Below are 22,520 nucleotides of genomic sequence, written 5' to 3' on the forward strand. Positions count from 1 at the left end.
AAACTCCCAAGCGAAGGAGAGCCCCAATGGACCACGACCACCACAACGGACCCGCCGCCGGGCAGAACGCACCACCCGCTCCCCGCGGCGGGTCCGCCCTCACGCCGGCACCTGACGCCCGCAACCACCAAGCCCACGGCATGGACGACGAGCACATGGTGCACACCCATGGCCAGCACGCCGGACACAGCGTCGCGATGTTCCGGAACAGATTCTGGCTCACGCTGGCCCTGTCCGTTCCTGTGGTCTATTTCAGCCCGATGGTCGGGCACCTGCTCGGCTATGCGCCCCCGGCCCTGCCCGGCACGGCCTGGATTCCCCCAATCCTGGGCACGGTGATCTTCTTTTACGGCGGCCAACCCTTCCTCAAGGGTGGCCTGGACGAGCTGAAGGCCCGGAAACCGGCCATGATGCTGCTGATCGCCATGGCCATCAGTGTCGCGTTCATCGCCTCCTGGGTCACCAGCCTCGGGATCGGCGGCTTTGACCTGGACTTCTGGTGGGAACTGGCGTTGCTGGTCAGCATCATGCTGCTGGGGCACTGGATCGAGATGCGCGCCCTCGGCTCCGCCCGCGGCGCGCTCGACGCCCTCGCTGCCCTGCTGCCGGACGAGGCGGACCGGATCACCGCCGAAGGCACGGAAACCGTCAAAGTCAGCGACCTCGTGGCCGGGGACACCGTCCTGGTCCGTTCCGGGGCCCGGATGCCGGCCGACGGCATGGTCATCGCCGGCCAGGCTGAGTTTGACGAGTCGATGATCACCGGCGAATCCAGGACCGTCCTGCGCTCCCCCGGCGATACCGTCATCGCCGGAACGGTCGCCACAGACAACACCGTCCGCGTGCAGGTCACCGCAGTCGGGGACGACACCGCCCTGGCCGGCATCCAGCGGCTGGTCGCCGAGGCCCAGGCCTCCTCCTCGAAAGCCCAGGCCCTGGCCGACCGGGCGGCTGCGTTTCTGTTCTACTTCGCCGCCGGCGCCGGCATCATCACCTTCATTGCCTGGTCTCTTCTGGGCAGCATCCCCGACGCCGTCACCCGGACTGTCACCGTGCTCGTGATCGCCTGCCCCCACGCCCTCGGCCTGGCCATCCCGCTGGTCATTGCCATCTCCACCGAACAGGCCGCGCGGGCCGGTGTCCTGATCAAGAACCGGATGGCCCTGGAGCGCATGCGCACCATCGACGTCGTGCTCTTCGACAAAACCGGGACCCTCACCAAAGGCGAACCCGCCCTCAAGGACCTTGCGGCCGCCGAGGGCGTGGACCCGAGCGAGCTCCTGGCGCTAGCCGCAGCCGTGGAGGCCGACAGCGAGCACCCGGTAGCGCGGGCCATCGTCCGGGCCGCCCGGGAACAGGGCCTTCCAATTCCGGCAGCCTCCGATTTTTCGTCCATGACCGGCCGCGGTGTCCGTGCCACAGTCAACGGCACAACCATCCAGGTCGGCGGCCCGGCCCTGCTCCGCGAACTCCAGGCCGAAGAGCCGCAGTCACTGGCCACCACCACCAAGGCCTGGATCGACCGTGGCGCGGCCGTCCTGCACATCATTGACGGGCACCGCGTCCTCGGGGCCGTCAGCCTCGAAGATGCCGTCCGCGCCGAATCACGGCAGGCCGTCAAAGCCCTCCAGGACCGCGGCATCAAGGTCGCCATGATCACCGGCGATGCCCAACAGGTGGCCCTTGCCGTCGCCGAAGAGCTCAACATCGATGAGGTGTTCGCCGAAGTCCTCCCGGCGGACAAGGACAAGAAGGTCGCCGAACTGCAGTCCCGCGGACTGAAAGTCGCCATGGTCGGTGACGGCGTCAACGACTCCCCCGCCCTGGCCCGGGCCGAAGTCGGCATCGCGATCGGCGCCGGCACGGACGTCGCGATGGAGTCCGCCGGCGTCGTCTTGGCCGGCAACGACCCCCGGGCCGTCCTGTCCATGCTGGACCTCTCCCAGGCCAGCTACCGGAAAATGTGGCAAAACCTCATCTGGGCCACCGGCTACAACATCATCTCCGTCCCCCTGGCCGCCGGTGTTCTTGCCTTCGCCGGGATCGTACTCTCCCCCGCCGCCGGCGCCGTGCTGATGTCCGCCTCCACCGTCGTCGTCGCCCTGAACGCGCAACTGCTGCGCCGGCTGAAACTGAACCCCGCCGACCTCAACTGAACCCTGCACCTACCCGGGCTACGCCTCCGATAGCCTCCAACGCCGGGCTGCAATAGCTACTGGGGCTGTCTCAGTAACGGTGTATCCGGCAAGTTCTTGTAGAAGTCTCAGCTGCCAGCCTTCAGGTACTGGTAGAGGGTTTCGCGGCTGATCCCGAACTCCCGGGCCAGGCCGGTCTTCTGCTCCCCCGCCCCCGCCCGGTCCCGCAGCTCGGCCGCCTTCTCCGGAGTGAGGGCTTTCCGGCGACCGCGGTACGCGCCGCGGGCCTTGGCCAGGGTGATTCCCTCGCGCTGGCGCTCCCCGATCAGGGCCCGCTCGAACTCGGCAAACGCGCCCATCACCGAGAGCATCAGGTTCGCCAGCGGGGACTCCTCCCCCGTGAAGACCAGCTGTTCCTTCACGAACTCCACTCGCACCCCCTTCCGGGTCAGCGCCTGCACCAAAGACCGGAGGTCATCGAGGTTCCGGGCCAGCCGGTCCATGCTGTGCACCACAAGCGTGTGCGTGACCGCTACGACCGGGACAACATAGCCTTGATCCTCATCGGCATGCCCGGAATTGAAAAATGGTTCATCCGCTACGCGCAGCTCTACAGCAGGGTCGGCTTCGCCCACGAATACCGCCCACTCGCCCAGGAAGAACTGAATTTAGTTTTGGAGCGCCGATGGCACAAACTCGGTCAGACCCTGGACCCGGAAGATTTCACCGATGCCCAGGCCGTCGCTGCCGTCGCCCGGATTACCCGAGGCAACTTCCGCCTCATCGACCGGCTCTTCACCCAGGTCGAACGAGTCATGAAAATCAATGAACTCAGCACCATCACCGACGACGTCATTGAAGCCGCACGCTCAACCCTCGTCATCGGTATCAGCTAAGACCGCCAAACCGAGATGCGAAAAAACCGCCATTGCGAACTAACAGTCACAGCCAAGCACACAGTCACAACCGATCGCCCCCACTTTTGACCCACGTGGCAATGGATACGAGTGCGGACCGGCCGGGCCGATCCAGGCGTTGCTGATTTACCGCATCTGGAACGGCGACAGAAGGAGGCCTCCAGTCCCGGATGCCAAAAGGCCGCGGTCAATCCTGACGCAGTCAGCGAATCGCGGCCAAGAATCTGATTGGATTCCCGCTCAGGTGATGTCATCACTGCAACTCGCCGGCATGAATACGCACAGGGCCAACCACGTCCGCCAAGCCAACCTAGAAAAGACACCCGGATCACAGCACGCGGACGGCGAACTAGCCAGGACCCTGAAATCCGCCACCACGGCAACCAGGCACCAGCCGGGAGAAGTCACAGAGGGACCCGAGCAGGGCCAATTTCCGCTCGTTAAAGCAAAAAACCCCTCTGACGAGGGGTCATGCTGTGCCCGAGGTGGGACTCGAACCCACACACCTTTCGATACCGCATTTTGAGTGCGGCGCGTCTGCCAATTCCGCCACTCGGGCGCGGAGTACACCGGAAATTCTATCCCCTCACCCACAGTGTTGTGAGTAACGCGATTGGCTCCGGTGCGCGAAATTACTCTACATGCAGATAGGCTGAATTCCAGAATCGCGCCAGTGACGCCGCATCAAACCCACCCTGTCCAAGTACACCGGCGGACCAGACCCTCCAGGGCCCGGTCCGCCAGTACCTTTCCAAGGAGATCCCGTGTCTGAACAGACGGAGTCAAACGCCACATCCCAGCCGGCACGCCGCGTTATCGTCGCCGAAGATGAAACCCTCATCCGCCTGGACATCATCGAGATCCTGCGCGGCGAGGGCTACGACGTCGTCGGCGAGGCTGACAACGGGGAAAAGGCCGTGCAGCTGGCCGAAGAGCTCAAACCGGACCTGGTCCTGATGGACGTCAAGATGCCCGTCATGGACGGCATCTCCGCGGCGGAGAAGATCGTCAAGGCCCGGATCGCTCCAGTGGTCCTGCTGACCGCGTTCAGCCAGAAAGAACTCGTGGAGCGCGCCCGCGACGCCGGCGCCATGGCCTACGTGGTCAAGCCCTTCACCCCCGCGGACCTCATCCCCGCCCTCGAGATCGCCCTCTCCCGCCACGAGGAGATCAAGGCCCTCGAAAGCGAAGTCACGGACCTGCAGGAACAGTTCGCCACCCGCAAGCTCGTGGAGCGCGCCAAGAGCCTCCTGACCACCAAGATGGGCCTGACGGAGCCGGAAGCGTTCCGCTGGATCCAGAAGACCTCCATGGACCGCCGCCTCAGCATGCGCGAAGTCGCCGAAACCATCATCAACCAGGTCAACTAACGACGGCGGCGGCGCCCGCCTTCCAGCCGGGCGCCCGCAACCTACCGCCCGGCAGATGGCCGAAACACCGGCCCGCCGCCACACAACAGCAAGCACCAAGAAAGGGAGGGTTCCCGCCAGTCGGCGGGAACCCTCCCTTTTGCTTGCTACCTCAGCTAAAGCCGGGGCCCTAGCTGATGTGCTTCTACTTTTCCGGCCAGGGGCCGAGCTTTTCGCGGTTCGATCCGTTCCCACCGGTGCGGCCGGAGTCGGCGAGGTCGCCGACCTTGTGGACCTTCAGGGAGTTGGTCGAGCCGGCCTTTCCGGGAGGGGAACCGGCGGCGATGACGACTAGGTCGCCGTCGTCCACGAGGTTCAGTTCCAGCAGACTGCGGTCCACCTGGGCGGTCATTTCGTCGGTGTGGCCGACCGTCGGGACCAGGACCGGCTGGATGCCCCAGGTCAGCGCGAGCTGGTTCCAGACGTGCTCCACCGGGGTGAAGGCGAACACCGGCTTGATCGGACGCAGGCGGGACAGCCGGCGTGCCGAGTCACCGGACTGGGTGAAGGTACAGATGTACTTCGCGTCCAGCTGGTCGGCGATTTCAACGGCGGCACGGGTGATGGCGCCACCGCGGGTCTTGGGCTTCGTGCCCAGCGGCGGGACGCGCTCAAGGCCGTGGACTTCGGTGGATTCGATGATCCGGGCCATGACCTTGACGGTCTCGATCGGGTACTTGCCCACGCTGGTTTCACCGGAGAGCATGACGGCGTCGGCGCCGTCGAGCACGGCGTTGGCGCAGTCGGAGGCCTCGGCGCGGGTGGGGCGAGGGTTGTCGATCATGGATTCGAGCACCTGGGTGGCGACGATGACCGGCTTGGCCCAGCGGCGCGCCAGTTCAATGGCACGCTTCTGGACGATCGGCACTTCCTCCAGGGGAAGCTCCACGCCGAGGTCGCCACGGGCCACCATGATGGCGTCGAACGCGTCGATGATCTCGGGCAGCTGCTCGACGGCCTGCGGCTTTTCGATCTTGGCGATGACCGGCACACGGCGGCCTTCCTCGTCCATGATCTCGTGCACGCGGGTGATGTCCGAGGCGTCCCGGACGAAGGACAGGGCGATCAGGTCAACGCCGCGGCGCATGGCCCAGCGCAGGTCATCTTCGTCTTTTTCACTCAATGCGGGAACGTTGACGGCGACGCCGGGCAGGTTGATGCCCTTGTTGTTGGAGACCATGCCGCCGACGGTTACTTCGGTGACGACCTTCACGTCATCGACCTCGATGGCGCGCAGCGCGACCTTGCCGTCGTCAATCAGCAGTGCGTCGCCGACCTTGACGTCGTCGGTGAGGCTCTTCAGCGTCGTGGAGCAGATCTCCTTGGTGCCGGGCACATCCTCGGTGGTGATCGTGAAAATGTCACCGGTCGCCAAGGCATGCGGGCCGTCAACGAAACGGCCCAGGCGGATTTTCGGTCCCTGCAGGTCGGCCATGACGGCGACTGCCTTGCCGAGCTGTGCCGCAGCCTTGCGGACGTTCTCGTACGTGGTGTCGTGCACGGAGTATTCACCGTGGCTCATGTTCATGCGGGCCACGTCGACGCCGGCCTCCAACACGGCAAGCGTGTTCTCGAAGCTGGCGATGGCCGGGCCGAAAGTGGCCACAATTTTTGCGCGTCTCATATACCTACCCTAAGTGGTGTTATGTATTTGTGGATGTGAAGCGGAAATGAACCGGTGGGACCCGGTGGTCCCGCCTGTCGCGGGCTCGTGACGGGCTAGAGAACGGCCATCGCGCGGTCAGTCGGCGCCACCGGGGCCGGGAGGATAGTGCTGCCCATCAGGAACTTGTCCACGGCCGCCGCGCAGGCACGGCCCTCAGCGATGGCCCAGACAATGAGGGACTGGCCGCGACCGGCGTCACCGGCCACAAAGACACCCTCCGTGTTGGTCATGTAGTAGCCGTCACGGGCGACGTTGCCGCGGCCGTCGAAGTCGGCCTTGACCTGCTCCGTGATGCCCGCCGGCTCGGCGCCGGTGAAGCCCAGCGACAGGAAAACGAGGTCCGCGGGGATGATCCGTTCGGTGCCGGCCTTCGGCAGGCGCTTGCCCTCCACGAATTCGGTCTCGGCGATTTTCACGCCGGTCAGCTTGCCGTCCTCCCCCACGAACTCGACGGTGGAGGCGAGATAGGTGCGTTCGCCGCCTTCCTCGTGTGCGCTGGCGACTTCAAAGAGCGTCGGGAACGTGGGCCAGGGCTGGTGGCCCGCGCGTTCCGCCGGAGGCTGTTTGCCGATCGCCAGCGTGGTGACCGATGCGGCCTGGTGCCGGTGCGCCGTGCCGAGGCAGTCGGCTCCGGTGTCGCCGCCACCCAGGATCACCACGTGCTTGCCTGCGGCGTTGATCTGGTTCTCGACGGTCTCCCCTGCCACGACCCGGTTGGCGGGCACAAGGTAGTCCATGGCGAAGTGCACGCCCTCGAGCTCGCGGCCCGGGATCGGCAGGTCACGCGGGACGGTCGCGCCGGTAGCAACAACGACGGCGTCGTAACGGCGCCGCAGTTGCTCCCAGGTCACGTCGGTGCCGACGGAGACGCCGGTCCGGAAGCGTGTCCCTTCGGCCTTCATCTGCTCGAGCCGTCGGTCCACCTGCTCTTTTTCCATTTTGAAGTCGGGAATTCCGTAGCGCAGGAGCCCGCCGATCTTGTCGTCGCGTTCGTACACGGCGACGGTGTGGCCCACCCGGGTGAGCTGCTGTGCGACGGCGAGGCCGGCGGGGCCGGAACCGACGACGGCGACCGTCTTTCCGGTGAGCCGGGCCGGCGGCAGCGGGTTGACCCAGCCGTGTTCGAAGGCCTGGTCCACAATCGAGACCTCGACCTGCTTGATCGTCACGGCGGGCTGGTTGATGCCCAGCACGCAGGACGATTCACAGGGTGCGGGGCACAGCCGGCCGGTGAACTCCGGGAAGTTATTGGTAGCGTGCAGACGCTCCATGGCTTCCTCGCCCTTGTCCCGCCAGACAAGGTCATTCCACTCGGGAATGAGGTTGCCCAGCGGGCAGCCCTGGTGGCAGAACGGGACGCCGCAGTCCATGCAGCGGCCGGCCTGGCTCTTCAGGACACCCTTTTCCTGGGCCTCATAGACCTCTTTCCAGTCCATGATGCGCACCGGAACGGGACGCCGCGGCTGCGTTTCCCGCTGGCGTACTTTCATAAATCCGCGTGGGTCAGCCACCGGTAACCTCCAGGATTCGAGACCAAACTTCTTCGCCGTCGGGGTCCAGGCCCTCTTCAATGGCGTCGAGACGGGTTTGCAGGACAGCCGCGAAGTCCCGCGGCAGCACCTTGGTAACGCGGGCGGCGGTGTCGTCGAAGTTCTCCAGCAGCCGGGCCGCCAGCAGCGACTCCGTCTCCTCAAGATGCTTGACGAGCAGCCCATGAACAATGTCGCGGTCCTCGGCGTCGAGCTCGCGCAGCTGCAGCTCACCGGACTCAAGGGCCTGCTTGTTGACGCGGGTGGTCTGCAGGTCCAGCACGTAGGCTGTTCCGCCGGACATGCCCGCACCAAAGTTACGCCCGGTGCGGCCGATGATCAGGGTCTGACCGCCAGTCATGTATTCGCAGCCGTGGTCGCCGATTCCTTCCACCACCGCAGTGGCGCCGGAGTTACGGACAAGGAAGCGTTCGCCGACCTGGCCGCGCAGGAAAATCTCGCCGCTCGTGGCGCCGTAGCCGATCACGTTTCCGGCGATCACGTTCCGTTCGGCCGGAAAGACGTTGGTCCGGTCCGGACGGACGATGATGCGTCCGCCGGAGAGGCCCTTGCCGACGTAGTCGTTGGAGTCACCAAACATGCGCAGCGTGATGCCGGCCGGCAGGAAGGCGCCCAGGGACTGGCCGGCGGTGCCGCTCAGCGTGATGTCGATCGTGTCCGTCGCCAGCAGGTCTGTGCCGAACGTCTTTGTGACCACGTGGCCCAGCATGGTGCCGACGGAACGGTCCGTGTTGATCACGTCGAGGGTGATCTTCACCGGCGTACGGTCACTGAGGGACTCGGCCGCCAGGGTGATGAGGCGCTGGTCGAAGTGCTTGTCGAGCTCGTGGTTCTGGCCGGTGAGGTTGCGCAGCGGCGCGTCGTCGTCGAACTCGAGTCCGTGCAGGATCGGGTCCAGGTCCAGCCCTTCGGCCTTCCAGTGGCTGATCGCCTTGCGGGCGTCGAGCATGTCGGCGTGGCCGATCGCTTCCTCGATGCTCCGGAAACCCAGTTCAGAGAGGATTTCGCGGACTTCCTCGGCGAGGAATTCGAAGAAGTTAATCACGAACTCGGGCTTGCCGTTGAAACGGGAGCGCAGCTCGGGGTTCTGCGTTGCGACGCCCACCGGGCAGGTGTCCAGGTGACAGACGCGCATCATGATGCAGCCGGAGACTACGAGCGGCGCCGTTGCGAAGCCGAACTCCTCGCCACCGAGCAGGGCAGCGATAACAACGTCGCGGCCGGTTTTGAGCTGGCCATCCACCTGCACCACAACGCGGTCACGCAGGCCGTTGAGCATCAGGGTCTGCTGCGTCTCGGCGAGGCCGAGCTCCCACGGGACTCCGGCGTGCTTAAGCGAGTTCAGCGGTGAGGCACCGGTTCCGCCGTCGTGGCCGGAAACCAGCACGACGTCGGCCTTGGCCTTTGTCACGCCGGCCGCGACGGTGCCGATCCCCACTTCGGAGACGAGTTTGACGTGGACACGGGCCGAGGGGTTGGCCCGTTTCGCGTCGTAGATCAGCTGCGCGAGGTCCTCGATCGAGTAGATATCGTGGTGCGGCGGCGGCGAAATCAGTCCGACGCCGGGTGTCGAGTGCCGTGTCCGGGCAACCCAGGGGTAGACCTTCTGGGCCATCAGCTGACCGCCCTCGCCGGGCTTGGCGCCCTGCGCCATCTTGATCTGGATGTCATCGGCGTTGGTCAGGTACAGGCTCGTGACGCCGAAGCGGCCGGATGCGATCTGTTTGACCGCGGAACGGCGTTCCGGATCCAGCAACCGGTCCACATCCTCGCCGCCTTCACCGGTGTTGGACTTACCGCCCAGCCGGTTCATGGCAATTGCCAGGGTCTCGTGGGCCTCCTGGGAGATGGAGCCATAGCTCATGGCGCCGGTGGAGAACCGCTTGACGATGCTGGAGACGGGCTCCACTTCGTCCAGCGGCACGACGGGGCGCTGACCGGTCTTGAATTTCAGGAGCCCGCGGAGCGTCATCAGGTTCTCGGACTGGTCGTCCACGCCGCGCGTGTAGGACTTGAAAATGTCGTAGCGGCGTTCCCGGGTGGCGTGCTGGAGGCGGAATACCGTCTCGGGGTTGAACAGGTGAGGTTCGCCGTCGCGGCGCCACTGGTATTCGCCGCCGCCGAGCAGCGGCTGGTGCGCCAGTTCGATGCCGTTCTCCGGGTACGCCATCTGGTGCCGCGCCGCAACTTCGGCTGCGATCACGTCGAGGCCGACGCCGCCGAGCTGGGAGTGGGTGCCCGTGAAGTATTCGTCCACGAGTTCCTGGCTGAGGCCGAGGGCTTCGAAGGTCTGGGCTCCGGTGTAGGAACCCACCGTGGAGATGCCCATCTTGGACATGATCTTCAGGACGCCCTTGCCGAGGCCCTTGATCAGGTTGTAAACGCCGTCCTCGGGGGTGACGCCCACGACGTCGCCGCTGTGGATGAGCTGCTCGACGGATTCCATCGCCAGGTACGGGTTGACGGCAGCGACGCCGTACCCGATCAGCACTGCGACGTGGTGCGTCTCGCGGACGTCGCCGGCCTCGACCACCAGAGCGGTTTTGGTGCGGTTGGCGCTGCGGAGCAGGTGGTGGTGCACGGCGCTGACGAGCAGCAGGGACGGGATCGGCGCCCACTGGGCGTTCGAGTCGCGGTCCGAGAGCACAACGTACTGGACGCCGCGGTTAATGGCTCCGGAGACCTGCTCACAGATTTCGGTGAGGCGGGCGCGCAGGGCGTTCTCGCCGCCTTCGGGCCGGTACAGTCCCCGGACCTTGATGGCGATCCGGTCGCCGTCGGCGCTTTCGATGTTGGCGATCTTGGCGAGTTGGTCGTTGTTAATCACCGGGAACGGCAGTGAAATCTGCGGCTGGCGCACCTGCCGGAGGTCCAGCAGGTTGCCGTTCGGCCCGACCGCACACGTCAGTGACGTGACGAGTTCCTCGCGGATGGCATCCAGCGGCGGATTGGTGACCTGGGCGAAAGACTGGACAAAGTAATCGAAGAGCAGCCGGGGACGCTTGGACAGCACGGCAATGGGGGTGTCGGATCCCATGGCGCCGAGCGGTTCCGCACCGGTCCGCGCCATCGGGCCCAACAGGATTTTCAGTTCCTCGGTGGTATAGCCGAAAGTCCGCTGGCGGATGTTCACCGACGCCGCGGTATGCACAACGTGCTCACGTTCGGGCAGGTCGTTGAGGTCGATCAGGTTGTCTTTGACCCAGTCGGCCCACGGGTTGGCCGCCGCGACTTCAGCTTTGACCTCGGCGTCGTCGATGATCCGGCCGGCCTCGGTGTCAACAAGGAACATCTTGCCGGGCGAGACGCGGCCCTTTTTGACCACCTTGGAGGGTTCGACGTCGATCACGCCAACTTCGGAGGCAAAGATCACGAGTCCGTCCTCGGTGATCCAGTAGCGGCCGGGGCGCAGGCCGTTGCGGTCCAGGGTGGCGCCGACGAGGTTGCCGTCAGTGAAGGACACCGCCGCCGGTCCGTCCCAGGGCTCCATCAGCAGCGAGTGGTATTCGTAGAACGCGCGGCGGGCAGGATCCATGGTGGCGTGGTTTTCCCACGCCTCCGGGATCATCATCATGATCGAGTGTGTGATTGGGCGGCCGGAGAGCCACAGCAGCTCCGCTACTTCATCAAACGACGCTGAATCCGACGCGCCCGGGGTGCAGATCGGGTACAGCTCCTCCGGAGTCTCCCCCAGCAGCGGGTTGGCCAGCTGGGACTGGCGGGCACGCATCCAGTTGCGATTGCCCTTGACGGTATTGATTTCACCATTGTGGGCGATGGTCCGGAAGGGCTGGGCCAGCGGCCAGGACGGGAAAGTGTTGGTGGAGAACCTGGAGTGGACAATGGCCAGCTTGGTTTTGAAGCGCTTGTCCGACAGATCCGGGTAGAACGGTTCCAACTGGGCCGTGGTGAGCATGCCCTTGTATACGATGGTCCGTGAGGACAGCGAGGGGAAGTAGACGCCAAACTTGTTCTGGGCGCGCTTACGGATCCGCCAGGCCCGGGAATCGAGCTCGTTGCGCTCAAGGGTCTCCCCCGTGCTGGAGGCGAAGAACGGCTGGGAGAAGTAGGGCATACAAGCCCGCGCCATGGCGCCCACAAGATCAGCGACGATGGGGACTTCACGCCAGCCGAGGACGGTCAGGCCCTCGTCAGCGGCAAGGCCTTCGATGCCGGCCTTGGCGGCGTCTGATTCACGCTGCTCCGAAGGAAGGAAGGCCGTCCCCACCACGAACTGGCCGGGAGCCGGCAGTTCAAAGTCTGTAACCGCACGGAAAAACTCGTCCGGTACCTGCATGAGCAGACCGGCACCGTCGCCGGTGCCCTCGTCGGCGCCGACCGCGCCACGGTGCTCGAGGTTGCGAAGCGCGGTGAGTGCAGCATCAACGATGTCGTAGCCCGGCTCGCCACGCAGGGTCGCGATAATGGCGAGGCCGCACGCATCCTTTTCGTTGTCCGGGTGGTAGAGCCCGCCCGCTGCGGGCAGCGCCGCGAAACGTCTGAACGGAGACATCGCTGCCGCGTCCTGGTCCGGTTCGGACCAGCTGGGGCTGTGAAGAGTTTGGGTCATGGGAGACGTCCTTCCTCCTAATCGTGCGTATGGGAGGGACAACATTGGCCCGGCCCGCTCCGCCAGTGTGACAGGCGTAACAGGGCAATTTACTTATTGAAATTGTAGGCCAGCCGGCCCTGCTAACGAATAGTTACGCAGGACACTGGCCTGGACTTGCACGAACTGCTGGCATTTGCCGTTCGAACATTCCCGGCCGCCACGTCGTTGTGGACACGGGCGCGGCGAGCGGTGGCTCACCAACACACGCCACCGGAGCCCGGCTACAATTTGCCGTTGGCGTCCGGCGCGGATCCGGTGGTGTCTTTCGTCGTTTCAGCTTCCGTGGAAGCGTCACCGGAGCCGCTTTGGTTATTCCGGAGATTATCACGGGATTCACTATCTGAGACAGAGTGTTCCGCATTGCGGATGGTCGCCGGGCCGGCCGGGACGGCCTGGCGACCAGAAGAGTCCACGGAGTCGGCGTCGACGATTGCGTTGTCGGCGCTTGCCTTGGCGTCCGCTTCCGCATCTGCTGACGGCTCGCGGCCGGGCAGGTACGGGCTGTCCGCGCCGCTTCGCTTGCGCAGTCCGAGGAAGATGAAAATGGCCGCGGCTGCGAGCAGGACGAAGATGCTGGTCCAGACGTTGAGCCGGGTGGTGATGCCGAAGAGGCTCACCTGTTCGGCGTCGTCGATCCGCAGTGCCTCAATCCAGACCCGGCCCAGCGTGTAATAAACCGCGTAAAGCCAGAACAGCCGGCTGCGGCGGAAGTTGAACTTCCTGTCCAGGGCCAAAAGGATCACAACGCCTACCAGGTTCCAGAGCGACTCGTACAGGAAGGTCGGATGGAACAACGTGTCCGCCGGCATGCCGGCGGGAAAATTGGCATTGTTCGCGTCGACCTGCAGTCCCCACGGCAGCGTGGTGGGGGCGCCGAAGAGTTCCTGGTTGAAGTAGTTCCCCCACCGGCCGATCGCCTGGGCGAGCAGCAGCCCGGGGGCGGCCGCGTCCACGAAAGCGCTCAGCTTCACTCCCGCGCGGCGGCAGCCGATCCAGGCCCCGACGACGCCCAGAAGCACAGCGCCCCAGATCCCCAATCCGCCGCGCTGGATCTGCGGGATCAGCGACAAGTCGCCGGTACCGTCGAAGCCGGGGCCGAAGTAGGCGTCCGGCGAGGACACCACGTGGTAGAGACGTCCACCGATGATGCCGAACGGAATCGCCCAGACGGCAATGTCCCAGACGCTGCCTTCCGGTGCCCCGCGCCGTGCCCAGCGGACGGACGTCAGCCACAGGCCGACGATGATGCCTGCCAGGATGCACAGGGCGTAGGCGTGAATGCGCAGTGCCCCCCACGGCAGCGGGATGTCGAATCCGGACCAGTCAGGGCTCGGAATGCTCGCGGGAATCATCGCCGCCGCGCGGAGGACTGCCTGCATTGGTTACGCTTCTTCCCTGGTGAGGCCGGTGCTGAGGTCTTTCGTCAAGGACGCAACCGCTTCAACTCCGCCGTCGCCGATCGCCACGACGAGGGCTGTGCCCACGATCACGCCGTCGGCGTAGGCCGCAATCTCGCGGACCTGGCTGGCGTTGGAGACGCCGAGGCCCACGCAGACCCGCTCGGCGCCGGCGGCATGCGCCGCCGCGACGACGTCCTTGGCCGCGGAGCTGACCGAGGTGCGGGCGCCGGTGACGCCCATGATGGAGACCGCGTAAACAAAGCCGCGGCTCGCCTCGACGGTGCGCCGCATCCGCTCCGGCGTGGAGGACGGAGCCACGAGGAACACCCGGTCCAGCGCGTATTTGTCCGAGGCGGCCATCCATTCGGAAGCTTCGTCGGGGATGAGGTCCGGGGTGATCAGACCGGCTCCCCCGGCGTCGGCAAGACGGCGGGAGAACTCATCGACACCCATGCGGACCACGGGGTTCCAGTACGTCATGACCAGTACGGCGGCGTCGGTCCGGCTCGTGATGCCGCGGACAACGTCGAAGACCTGGGCGACGTGGAAACCGTTGGCGAGGGCCTCGGTGGTCGCCTTCTGGATGACCGCACCGTCCATTACCGGGTCGGAATACGGGATGCCGATCTCGATCAGGTCGGCGCCGTTCTCGGCCAGAGCGATGCCGGCGGCGATGGTGTCCTCGACGCTCGGGTAGCCGGCGGGCAAGTAGCCGATGAGGGCCGCCCGGCCCTGGGCCTTGGCGCGGTCGATGGCCGCTGCGGACTTGCTCACGGCAGGTGCCGAGGCGTGCTTGTTGTCGACGGAATCCGTGGTGCTCACAGTTTTTCGCCTTCCTTGGCGATTTGGGCTTCGGGTGAATCCTGATCCAGCAGGTCAAACCATTCCGCGGCCGTGGCCACATCCTTGTCGCCGCGCCCGGAAAGGTTAATCATGATGATCTTCTCCGAGGCATCGCCCTCGGCAGCCATGCGCTGGCCGACCTTCATGGCGCCTGCCAGGGCGTGGGCGGATTCGATCGCGGGGATGATGCCCTCTGTCCGGCACAGGATGCGGAAGGCGTCCATGGCTTCTGCGTCGGTGATGGCTTCGTAGCTGACGCGCCCGATATCGGCCAGGTAGGCATGCTCGGGTCCGACGCCCGGGTAATCCAGCCCGGCCGAGATCGAGTGCGACTCGATGGTTTGGCCGTCGTCGTCCTGCATCAGGTAGGAGCGTGCGCCATGCAGCACCCCGGGCTTGCCGAGGCTGATGGTGGCGGCGTGACGTCCGGTTTCGATGCCGTCGCCGCCGGCCTCAAAGCCGTAGATTTTCACGGCGGGATCGTCCAGGAAGCCGTGGAAAATGCCGATGGCGTTGGAGCCGCCGCCAATGCACGCGCACACGGCGTCAGGCAGCCGGCCCGCCTGCTCGAGGATCTGGGCGCGGGCTTCTTCGCCGATAACCTCGTGGAAGAACCGGACCATGGCCGGGAAGGGGTGCGCCCCGGCGGCGGTACCGAGCAGGTAGTGGGTGTTGTCCACATTGGCGACCCAATCACGGAGGGCGTCGTTGATGGCGTCCTTGAGCGTTTGGGATCCGCTGCTGACAGGGATGACTGTCGCGCCCAGGAGTTCCATCCGGGCCACGTTAAGGGACTGCCGGCGGGTATCCTCGGCGCCCATGTAGACCACGCACTCCAGGCCCAGCAGCGCGGCGGCGGTGGCACTGGCCACGCCGTGCTGGCCGGCGCCGGTTTCGGCGATCACGCGCGTTTTGCCCATCCGTTTGGCAAGCAGGGCCTGGCCGAGGACGTTGTTGATCTTGTGTGAGCCGGTGTGGTTCAGGTCCTCACGCTTGAGGAAGACCCGGGCGCCGCCGCAGTGTTCCGCGAAGCGCTTGGCCTCGGTCAGCAGTGAGGGCCGGCCGGCGTAGTTCTTGTTCAGGTCGGCGATCTGCGCGACGAAGGCGGGATCGGCTTTGGCCTTCTCGAACGTGTCCTCGAGCTCGTCCAGGGCAGCGATCAGCGACTCGGGCATCCACCGCCCGCCGTAGGGACCGAAATAGGGTCCCGGGGCGTGCCGCAACGACGCCGCGTCCTGTGCCGAGCCGTTCTCCGGCCGTTCCCCCTGCAGGAACGCGTTCACAGCGTTCCCCTCTGAGCTGGCTGCTGGCGCATCGACCATGAGTCCCACCATCCTGTTCCACTGCTGTTGCTGTAAATTCTTGGATCCCCGAGGGGACACGCCGGTCCGCGGAGCCGGCGGCAATAGCCTGCCTGCTCCGCACGCCTGCGTCAGGCGCGTGCGGCGATTTCGCGCGTTCCGACGGCCATAAATTCAGCGATGCGTTCGCGCGGCGTCGCGTCGCTGACAAGGGCTTCACCGACCAGGATCGCGTTGGCCCCCTGCGCGGCGTAATCCCGGACGTCCGCGGCGCTGCGCACACCGGACTCGGCGACGATGAGGGCGCCGGCCGGGATGCTGCCGGCGAGTCCGGCGAACACCGAGCGGTCGACGTCGAGCGTCTTAAGGTTCCGCATGTTCACCCCGATGATGCGCGCCTCCGCAGCGACCGCCCGTTCAACTTCCTCCGCCGTGTGCGTCTCCACGAGCACGTTCATGCCGAGTTCGCGGCTGAGGGCGCTGAACTCCTGCAGTTGCGCGTCGGACAGCGAGGCCACGATCAGCAGGATCAGGTCCGCGCCGTGGGCCCGGGCCTCCCAGATCTGGTACTCGTCGAGCATGAAGTCTTTGCGTAGCAGCGGGATGTTGACGGCCGCCCGGACGGCGTCGAGGTCGTCGAGCGAACCGTTGAAGCGGCGCTGTTCGGTCAGGACGCTGATGACTGAGGCACCGCCGTCGGCGTACTCCACGGCCAGCGACGCCGGATCGGCGATTCCGGCCAGGTCGCCTTTGGACGGGCTGCGCCGTTTGATTTCGGCAATGACTTTCAGCTCGTCCCGCTGCTCGAGGGGACCGCCGAGCGCCATCCAGGCGTCAAGTGCCGGCTCGGCTGCCGCGGCGCGCTCCTTCAGCTCTGCGAGCGTGACGAGCCGCCGACGGGCCTCCATATCCTCCTTGACACCGGCATTGATGTCGTCGAGAACGCTCACGCCTAGTGGCCGGAGTTCGTCAGCTTGCTGCCGCCGACGCCGTAGCCGGCTTTGCGCATGATCCAGCCGACGATGAGACCGATCACCATGATGGCTGAACCCACAATGAAAATGGGGGTGTTGGCGATGACGAAGGCGATGGAGGCAATGAGGGCGCCGACCAGCATCACGATGACGCAGGTCCACGCGGCTGGGCTGTTGCCGTGTCCGCTCGGCTCGGCGTGGTTGATGTGGTCGTAGACGCCGGTTCCGGCGGCGGGCTTCGGTGCGGAAACAGTGACTTTGCTCATTGGAATCTCCTCAGGATGAATACTGCATTATATTCTGCCATTTATTGGCGGCGACTTTGGCCGCGCCCGCGTCGACTCAGGTGGGATCGTCGCCGCGTGAGAGCCGGTCCCAGCTGTCTATCTCGTCCGGCTGCGCGGCCGGGTGTGCCTTGCCCGCTGCGGTGGCGATGGCGGTGTCGTATTTGGTGCGGGTTTTCCAGTACCGGCCTGCGGGTATCAGCGCCAGCGCACCCGCCCCCAGCAGGACCCCGGCGATGACGGCAATTACCGGAAACGCCGAGACGTCCACTGTGGCGGTGCCGCCGCTGATTCCGGTCGCGGCGGCGATTGACCCCTGCGCCGCGGCCAGCGGATTCGCGAGCACGATCGCTGCGGCGCTGACGATACCCGCGGCGGCGAGGACGATGATGGCTGCGACGATCCAGCGCGCGATCCGGCCTGCGATTGAGGCGGCCAGGCCGCCGGCGAGGGCGACCAGGGCCAGGGCGGTCACCGCGGTGGCGGCCTGGCTGCCCTGCACCTGCAGGCCCGCCTGGCTGGCGGCGGCCGTTCCGAGTTGAGCGGGATCGAGGTGGACTGTGAGCCACGTCTGGGTTGTGGCGCCGAACACGGCCAGGGCGAACGCGGCAATGGTCAGGACCACAGTGGACTTGCGCGCCCAGCTGGGTGTGGCCGGTCGGACCGGTGAGCTCATCAACTGATCGCGCCGGCGGGACCGGCGTTGGCGTCGTCGGCATTGGCGTCGCCGGCGACCCGCACCGAGTCGGCATTGATATTTCGCAGCGAGCCGGCAGTATGGACGGCCCGGAGAGGTGCGGCCGCTTTGTTGACCGTTTCTTCGGCTTCGGTGGGATTCACGGAATCGGCCACGATCCCGCCGCCGGCCTGCACATACGCCCGGCCCTCCCGAAGAAGGGCTGAACGGATCGCGATCGCCATATCCAGGTCCCCGGCGAAGTCCAGGTATCCCACCACCCCGCCGTAGATTCCGCGGCGGTGGGGTTCAAGTTCGTCCAGCAAGCGCAGGGCCCGGGGCTTCGGCGCGCCGGACAGCGTTCCGGCCGGAAACGTCGCCTTGAGGACGTCGTAGGCGGTCGCCTTTGGCGCCAATTCGCCCACGACAGTGGAGACGAGGTGCATGATGTGGCTGAACTTCTCCACCTCCATGAACTGGGTGACATCCACGGATCCGGCGACGCAGACCTTGGACAGATCGTTGCGGGACAGATCCACCAGCATCAGGTGCTCCGCCCGTTCCTTTTCGTCGGCCAGCAGTTCCTCGGCCAGCGCCTTGTCCGCTTCGACGGTCTTGCCGCGGGGCCGGGATCCGGCGATGGGGTGGGTGATGACTTCCTCACCTGTGACAGTCACGAGGGCTTCGGGTGAGGAACCGACGATCGAATATTGCCGGCCGTCAGCGTCTTCGAGGCTGAAGATATACATGTACGGGCTCGGGTTGGTGTTCCGCAGCACGCGGTAGACATCCAGCGGATCGGCCCCGCATTCCATTTCGAACCGCCGCGAAACCACCACCTGGAAGACCTCGCCGTCGACGATTGCCTCCTTGCTCCGGTCCAGGGCGGCCAGGTACTTCGACTCGTCCCAGCGTTCCTGGACGCTGGACGCGAAATCGAGTGCTTCGTCGTCGAGCACCGAGACAGGCTGCTGCACCGGGGCGCTGATCTTCGCCAGCAGTTCTTTCAGTCGGGCGACGGCGTCGTGCCACGCGTCGTCGACCCTGTCGGAGCTGTTGTCGTAGTTGATCGCGTTGGCGATCAGGAGCACAGTGCCGTCCATGTTGTCGTGCACCGCCATGTCCGTGACGAGGTTGAGCGCCATCTCCGGCAACTGGAGGTCGTCTTCGGGTGGGCTGGTCAGCTTCTCCCAGTGCCGGACAGTTTCCCAGCCAAGAAATCCGACCAGCCCGGAGGTGAAGGGCGGGAGGCCGTCGAAGCGGTCCGTGCGGAGGGCTGCGACAGTATCCCGGACGGCGTCCACAGGGCTGCCGTCCCGTGGCACACCGACGGGAGGCTCACCAAGCCAGTGAGCCTGGCCGTCTTTGGTCGTGAGGGTGGCCCGGGAGCGCGCACCAATGAAGGAGTACCGGGACCAGGAGCCGCCGACAGCCGCGGATTCCATCAGGAACGTCCCCGGCTGGCCCTGGGCCAGCTTGCGGTACAACGCGATTGGCGTCTCCGAGTCAGCCAGAACCTTGAGCCGGACGGGGATAACACGGCTGTGACCTGCGAGTTCACGGAACTCTTCCAGGCCCGGGCTGATGATTCCAAGGTCCTGCATGGCTGTGGTTTCCGCCTGTTCTGTCTGTGGTCTATGAGGTGGGGGTGGTGAGGCGGGGCCGGTGCGCTCAGGCGCCCGGGCCGACGACGGCGTCGAGGTCCCGGCCTTCGAAGCAGGTCCGTGTCCCGGTGTGACACGCCGCGCCGATCTGGTCGACCCGGACCAGGAGGGCGTCTCCGTCGCAATCGATCGCAACTGATTTCACCCATTGGACATGCCCGGAGGTATCGCCCTTGCGCCAGTATTCCTGCCGGGAGCGTGAATAAAAGGTGACGCGCCCGCTGGTCAGGGTTCGGTGCAGGGCCTCATCATCCATCCAGCCCAGCATCAGCACCTCGTGCGTATCGTATTGCTGCACGACGGCGGCCACGAGGCCGGCGCTGTCCCTTTTCAGGGTCTCCGCGAGCCGGGCAGGAAGCCGGCTGTCGTGCTCCGCCGCACCGGCGGTCGCAGGGCTGGAGGTTGGGCTGGGGGCGGGGGCAGGCTGCTCAGACATCAGATCAAGTCTAGTGCCTGCCGATGGCGCTCGAAGGAGCCGCACCGCGGCGATCGTTATTCTGCCGGGATTCCCGGCGCCCCCCGGAAGTCTCCGCCGCAATTACGGCGGTTCCGGTGCGCAAGTCCGGGCGTCTCGTGCTAGTTTCACAAGTGATGCATTTCGTCGATCCGTCCCGAGAAGTCCTGGCCGAAACCCTGCTGGCGGCCGGCCCCGACTCTGCCACGCTCTGTAAGGGCTGGCAGACGCGGCATCTTGCCGCGCACCTGTACTTGCGGGAACGCAAGGCTGCGGTCGGTCTGGGGCTGCTGATCAAGGGGTTTTCGAAAGCCTCGGACCAAGCCACGGAGAAGCTCGCCGCCAAGCTGAAGGCCCCGGACGCATACGCCAAACTGGTTGCCGACTTCCGGTCCGGCCCGCCCCGGCTCTCCCCGCTGAAGATCAAGGCGCTGGATGAAAGCTCCAACCTGATCGAATACTTTGTCCACACCGAAGATGTCAGGCGCGCCGTGGACCGGTGGGCTCCCCGCGCGTTGGATGAAGAGTATTCGGACGCGTTGTGGGACGAACTCGTCAAGCGCGCGGCCATCCTGTACCGCGGCGTCGATCTTGGGATTGTGCTGGTCAACCCGTCCGGCCCCCGGCACGTCGCCAAGCGGGCCCCCGTCTCTGTGGCCATTGTCGGGGAACCGGGCGAACTCCTGATGCACGCCCACGGCCGCACCGGCCACGCCCTCGTGACATTTGAAGGGCAGCCGGACGCCGTCGCGCTCCTCCAGTCAGCCGAAGTCGGCCTCTAACCGCCTGCACCAAACAACGCGGGGTCACTTCCTGCCCATAATCCCTTCCGGGACGGGCGAGGAGTGACCCCGCGTCGCTTTAAGGTGGGCGGTCAGCGGACTTCGAAGCCGGCCGCGCGGATCGCGGCTTTGACCTGTCCGATTGCGTCGATCGGGCCGAAGTGGAACACCGACGCCGCCAGGACGGCATCCGCGCCGGCAGCGACGGCAGGCGGGAAGTGCTCGGGCTTACCGGCGCCTCCGGAGGCGATGAGCGGGACCTTTACGGCCGCCCGGGCCAGCCGGATCAGTTCCAGGTCGAAGCCGTCCTTGGTGCCGTCGGCGTCGATCGAGTTGAGCAGGATTTCGCCCACTCCCCTGTCGGCAGCTTCCCTGGCCCACGCGATCGCATCGATCCCGGTGCCCTTGCGGCCACCGTGCGTGGTGACCTCGAAGCCCGACGGAGTGGGCGCGGACCCGGGCCGGGTGCGCCGCGCGTCCAGGGACAGCACCAGGACCTGGGCGCCGAAGTGCCGGGTGATCTCATCGATCACGTCGGGCCGGGCCACAGCAGCGGTGTTGATGGCTGCCTTGTCCGCGCCAAAGCGCAGCAGTTTGTCCACTTCGGCCACGCCGCGCACGCCTCCGCCTACTGTCAGCGGGATGAACACTTCCTCGGCGGTGCGGCGGACGACGTCGAACGTGGTTTCCCGGTTACCCGAGGAAGCCGTGACGTCAAGGAACGTGAGCTCGTCGGCGCCGCCGTTGTCATAGCGGTGCGCCAGTTCCACCGGGTCTCCGGCGTCGCGCAGTCCTTCGAAATTGATGCCCTTGACGACGCGGCCGGCGTCGACGTCCAGGCACGGAATGACGCGCACGGCAACTGTCATGATGTCTCCTGAAGTTTGCTGGAGGGGTTCCGGTGGAGTGCGGGACTCAGATCCGGCAGGCGTGAATGCTGCTGACCAGGATGGCGCGCGCGCCGAGGTCGTAGAGTTCGTCCATGATCCGGTTGGTTTGCCGTTTGGGGACCATGGAGCGGACGGCCACCCAATCGGAGTCGCGCAGCGGCGAAACCGTGGGCGATTCGAGGCCCGGGGTGAGTTGGGCGGCCTGTTCGACGAGCTCCTTGCGGATGTCGTAGTCCATCATCACGTACTGGCGGGCTACCAGGACGCCTTGAAGCCGGCGGACCAGCACCTCGGCAGCGGCGTTCCGCTCACCCTTGCGGCCAATCAATACCGACTCGGAGCGCAGGATCGGCTCACCGAAGATCTCCATCCCGGCGGCCCTGAGGGTGTTTCCGGTTTCGACGACGTCGGCAATCGCATCGGCGACACCGAGCCGCACGGACGACTCCACGGCGCCGTCGAGGCGGATTACCGTCGCATTGATGCCGCGCTCGGCCAGGTAGCCCCGCAGCAGTCCGTCGTAGCTGGTCGCGAGCCGTCTGCCTTCAAGCTGCTCGACGGAGGCGAAATCCCCGACCGGGCCGGCGAAGCGGAATGTGGACGCCGCGAAGCCCAGGGGCAGCAGTTCCTCGGCTTCCACTTCGGCGTCGAGGAGCAGGTCGCGGCCGGTGATGCCAACGTCGAGCGTGCCCTGGCCGACGTACACGGCAATGTCGCGCGGGCGGAGGAAAAAGAACTCGATGTCGTTATCAGGGTCCAGCATGACCAGTTCGCGGGTGTCGCGGCGCTGCCGGTAACCGGCTTCGGCGAGCATGGCGGAGGCGGCTTCGGACAGGGATCCCTTGTTCGGGACGGCAACTCTAAGCATGGGGAAGATCTCTCTTGGGTTAGGAAGTGAAGTGCAGGCACTGTGGCCACGCAAGGCACAGGTTGGTCCACGGGTAACTCCGTGCACCAGCCGGT

Annotated in this window: 16 protein-coding genes, 1 tRNA gene and 2 pseudogenes; 4 read left to right on the forward strand and 15 right to left on the reverse strand. The window is 65.8% G+C overall.

Features of this window, described 5'->3' with window-relative positions:
* Positions 1 to 26: 26 nt before the first annotated feature.
* Complete coding sequence (locus KY499_RS04195; protein ID WP_219886234.1) at positions 27 to 2,156, forward strand: heavy metal translocating P-type ATPase; 2,130 nt, start codon at positions 27 to 29, stop codon at positions 2,154 to 2,156.
* A gap of 107 nt (positions 2,157 to 2,263) precedes the next feature.
* Here KY499_RS04195 and KY499_RS04200 read toward each other — a convergent pair.
* Positions 2,264 to 2,656, reverse strand: a pseudogene (locus KY499_RS04200) (recombinase family protein); the annotation flags it as partial.
* Between KY499_RS04200 and KY499_RS18040 the strand changes: the two are divergent.
* Positions 2,657 to 3,031, forward strand: a pseudogene (locus tag KY499_RS18040) (ATP-binding protein); the annotation flags it as partial.
* 498 nt (positions 3,032 to 3,529) lie between these two features.
* Here KY499_RS18040 and KY499_RS04205 read toward each other — a convergent pair.
* Positions 3,530 to 3,611, reverse strand: a tRNA-Leu gene (locus KY499_RS04205).
* A 205-nt stretch (positions 3,612 to 3,816) separates the two neighbouring features.
* Between KY499_RS04205 and KY499_RS04210 the strand changes: the two genes are divergently transcribed.
* Positions 3,817 to 4,422, forward strand: a complete 606-nt coding sequence (locus KY499_RS04210) for an ANTAR domain-containing response regulator (RefSeq protein ID WP_123254413.1) — start codon at positions 3,817 to 3,819, stop codon at positions 4,420 to 4,422.
* Between the two features lie 184 nt (positions 4,423 to 4,606).
* Here the strand turns inward: KY499_RS04210 and pyk are convergent, their stop codons facing one another.
* The 11 genes from pyk to hisI form a co-directional block, all read right to left on the reverse strand.
* Complete coding sequence (gene pyk / locus KY499_RS04215) at positions 4,607 to 6,085, reverse strand: pyruvate kinase (RefSeq protein ID WP_123254414.1); 1,479 nt, start codon at positions 6,083 to 6,085, stop codon at positions 4,607 to 4,609.
* Positions 6,086 to 6,180: 95 nt separating this feature from the next.
* The gene (locus KY499_RS04220) at positions 6,181 to 7,638 is read right to left on the reverse strand and encodes a glutamate synthase subunit beta (protein ID WP_219886298.1); all 1,458 of its coding nucleotides are present in this window, start codon (positions 7,636 to 7,638) and stop codon (positions 6,181 to 6,183) included.
* Positions 7,631 to 12,247: a glutamate synthase large subunit gene (gene gltB / locus KY499_RS04225; RefSeq protein ID WP_219886299.1), complete on the reverse strand. Its 4,617-nt coding sequence runs from the start codon at positions 12,245 to 12,247 to the stop codon at positions 7,631 to 7,633. The genes KY499_RS04220 and gltB overlap by 8 nt, the downstream gene beginning before the upstream one ends.
* A 263-nt stretch (positions 12,248 to 12,510) precedes the next feature.
* Positions 12,511 to 13,668 carry a prolipoprotein diacylglyceryl transferase gene (gene lgt / locus KY499_RS04230; RefSeq protein ID WP_219886300.1) on the reverse strand — a complete coding sequence of 386 codons (1,158 nt, stop codon included), beginning with the start codon at positions 13,666 to 13,668 and terminating at the stop codon, positions 12,511 to 12,513.
* Between the two features lie 3 nt (positions 13,669 to 13,671).
* A complete protein-coding gene (gene trpA, locus KY499_RS04235; protein WP_258190959.1) occupies positions 13,672 to 14,511 on the reverse strand; it encodes a tryptophan synthase subunit alpha in 840 nt (279 codons plus the stop codon).
* The gene (trpB, locus tag KY499_RS04240) at positions 14,508 to 15,854 is read right to left on the reverse strand and encodes a tryptophan synthase subunit beta (protein WP_219886301.1); all 1,347 of its coding nucleotides are present in this window, start codon (positions 15,852 to 15,854) and stop codon (positions 14,508 to 14,510) included. Before trpB ends, trpA begins: the two co-directional genes overlap by 4 nt.
* A 110-nt stretch (positions 15,855 to 15,964) precedes the next feature.
* Entirely contained in the window at positions 15,965 to 16,783 is an 819-nt protein-coding gene (gene trpC, locus KY499_RS04245; protein WP_123254418.1) for an indole-3-glycerol phosphate synthase TrpC, read from the reverse strand.
* A 2-nt stretch (positions 16,784 to 16,785) separates the two neighbouring features.
* Complete coding sequence (locus tag KY499_RS04250) at positions 16,786 to 17,073, reverse strand: HGxxPAAW family protein (protein ID WP_219886302.1); 288 nt, start codon at positions 17,071 to 17,073, stop codon at positions 16,786 to 16,788.
* 76 nt (positions 17,074 to 17,149) lie between these two features.
* Positions 17,150 to 17,767, reverse strand: a complete 618-nt coding sequence (locus KY499_RS04255) for a Trp biosynthesis-associated membrane protein (protein WP_123254420.1) — start codon at positions 17,765 to 17,767, stop codon at positions 17,150 to 17,152.
* Positions 17,767 to 19,371 (reverse strand): anthranilate synthase component I, encoded by a 1,605-nt coding sequence (locus tag KY499_RS04260; RefSeq protein WP_123254421.1) that lies wholly within the window; start codon positions 19,369 to 19,371, stop codon positions 17,767 to 17,769. The genes KY499_RS04255 and KY499_RS04260 overlap by 1 nt, the downstream gene beginning before the upstream one ends.
* Before the next feature lie 67 nt (positions 19,372 to 19,438).
* Positions 19,439 to 19,867 carry a phosphoribosyl-AMP cyclohydrolase gene (gene hisI, locus KY499_RS04265; RefSeq protein WP_123254422.1) on the reverse strand — a complete coding sequence of 143 codons (429 nt, stop codon included), beginning with the start codon at positions 19,865 to 19,867 and terminating at the stop codon, positions 19,439 to 19,441.
* 155 nt (positions 19,868 to 20,022) lie between these two features.
* On the opposite strand from hisI, the gene KY499_RS04270 reads away from it, so the two are divergent.
* Positions 20,023 to 20,667: a TIGR03085 family metal-binding protein gene (locus KY499_RS04270; RefSeq protein WP_123254456.1), complete on the forward strand. Its 645-nt coding sequence runs from the start codon at positions 20,023 to 20,025 to the stop codon at positions 20,665 to 20,667.
* A 92-nt stretch (positions 20,668 to 20,759) separates the two neighbouring features.
* On the opposite strand, the gene hisF is transcribed toward KY499_RS04270, so the two are convergent.
* Both hisF and hisG read right to left on the reverse strand, forming a co-directional pair.
* Positions 20,760 to 21,536 carry an imidazole glycerol phosphate synthase subunit HisF gene (gene hisF, locus KY499_RS04275; protein WP_123254423.1) on the reverse strand — a complete coding sequence of 259 codons (777 nt, stop codon included), beginning with the start codon at positions 21,534 to 21,536 and terminating at the stop codon, positions 20,760 to 20,762.
* A gap of 46 nt (positions 21,537 to 21,582) precedes the next feature.
* Positions 21,583 to 22,425: an ATP phosphoribosyltransferase gene (gene hisG, locus KY499_RS04280; RefSeq protein ID WP_123254424.1), complete on the reverse strand. Its 843-nt coding sequence runs from the start codon at positions 22,423 to 22,425 to the stop codon at positions 21,583 to 21,585.
* Positions 22,426 to 22,520 lie beyond the last annotated feature (95 nt).

The sequence above is a fragment of the Arthrobacter sp. PAMC25284 genome (assembly GCF_019443425.1).
GTDB lineage: Bacteria > Actinomycetota > Actinomycetes > Actinomycetales > Micrococcaceae > Arthrobacter > Arthrobacter oryzae_A.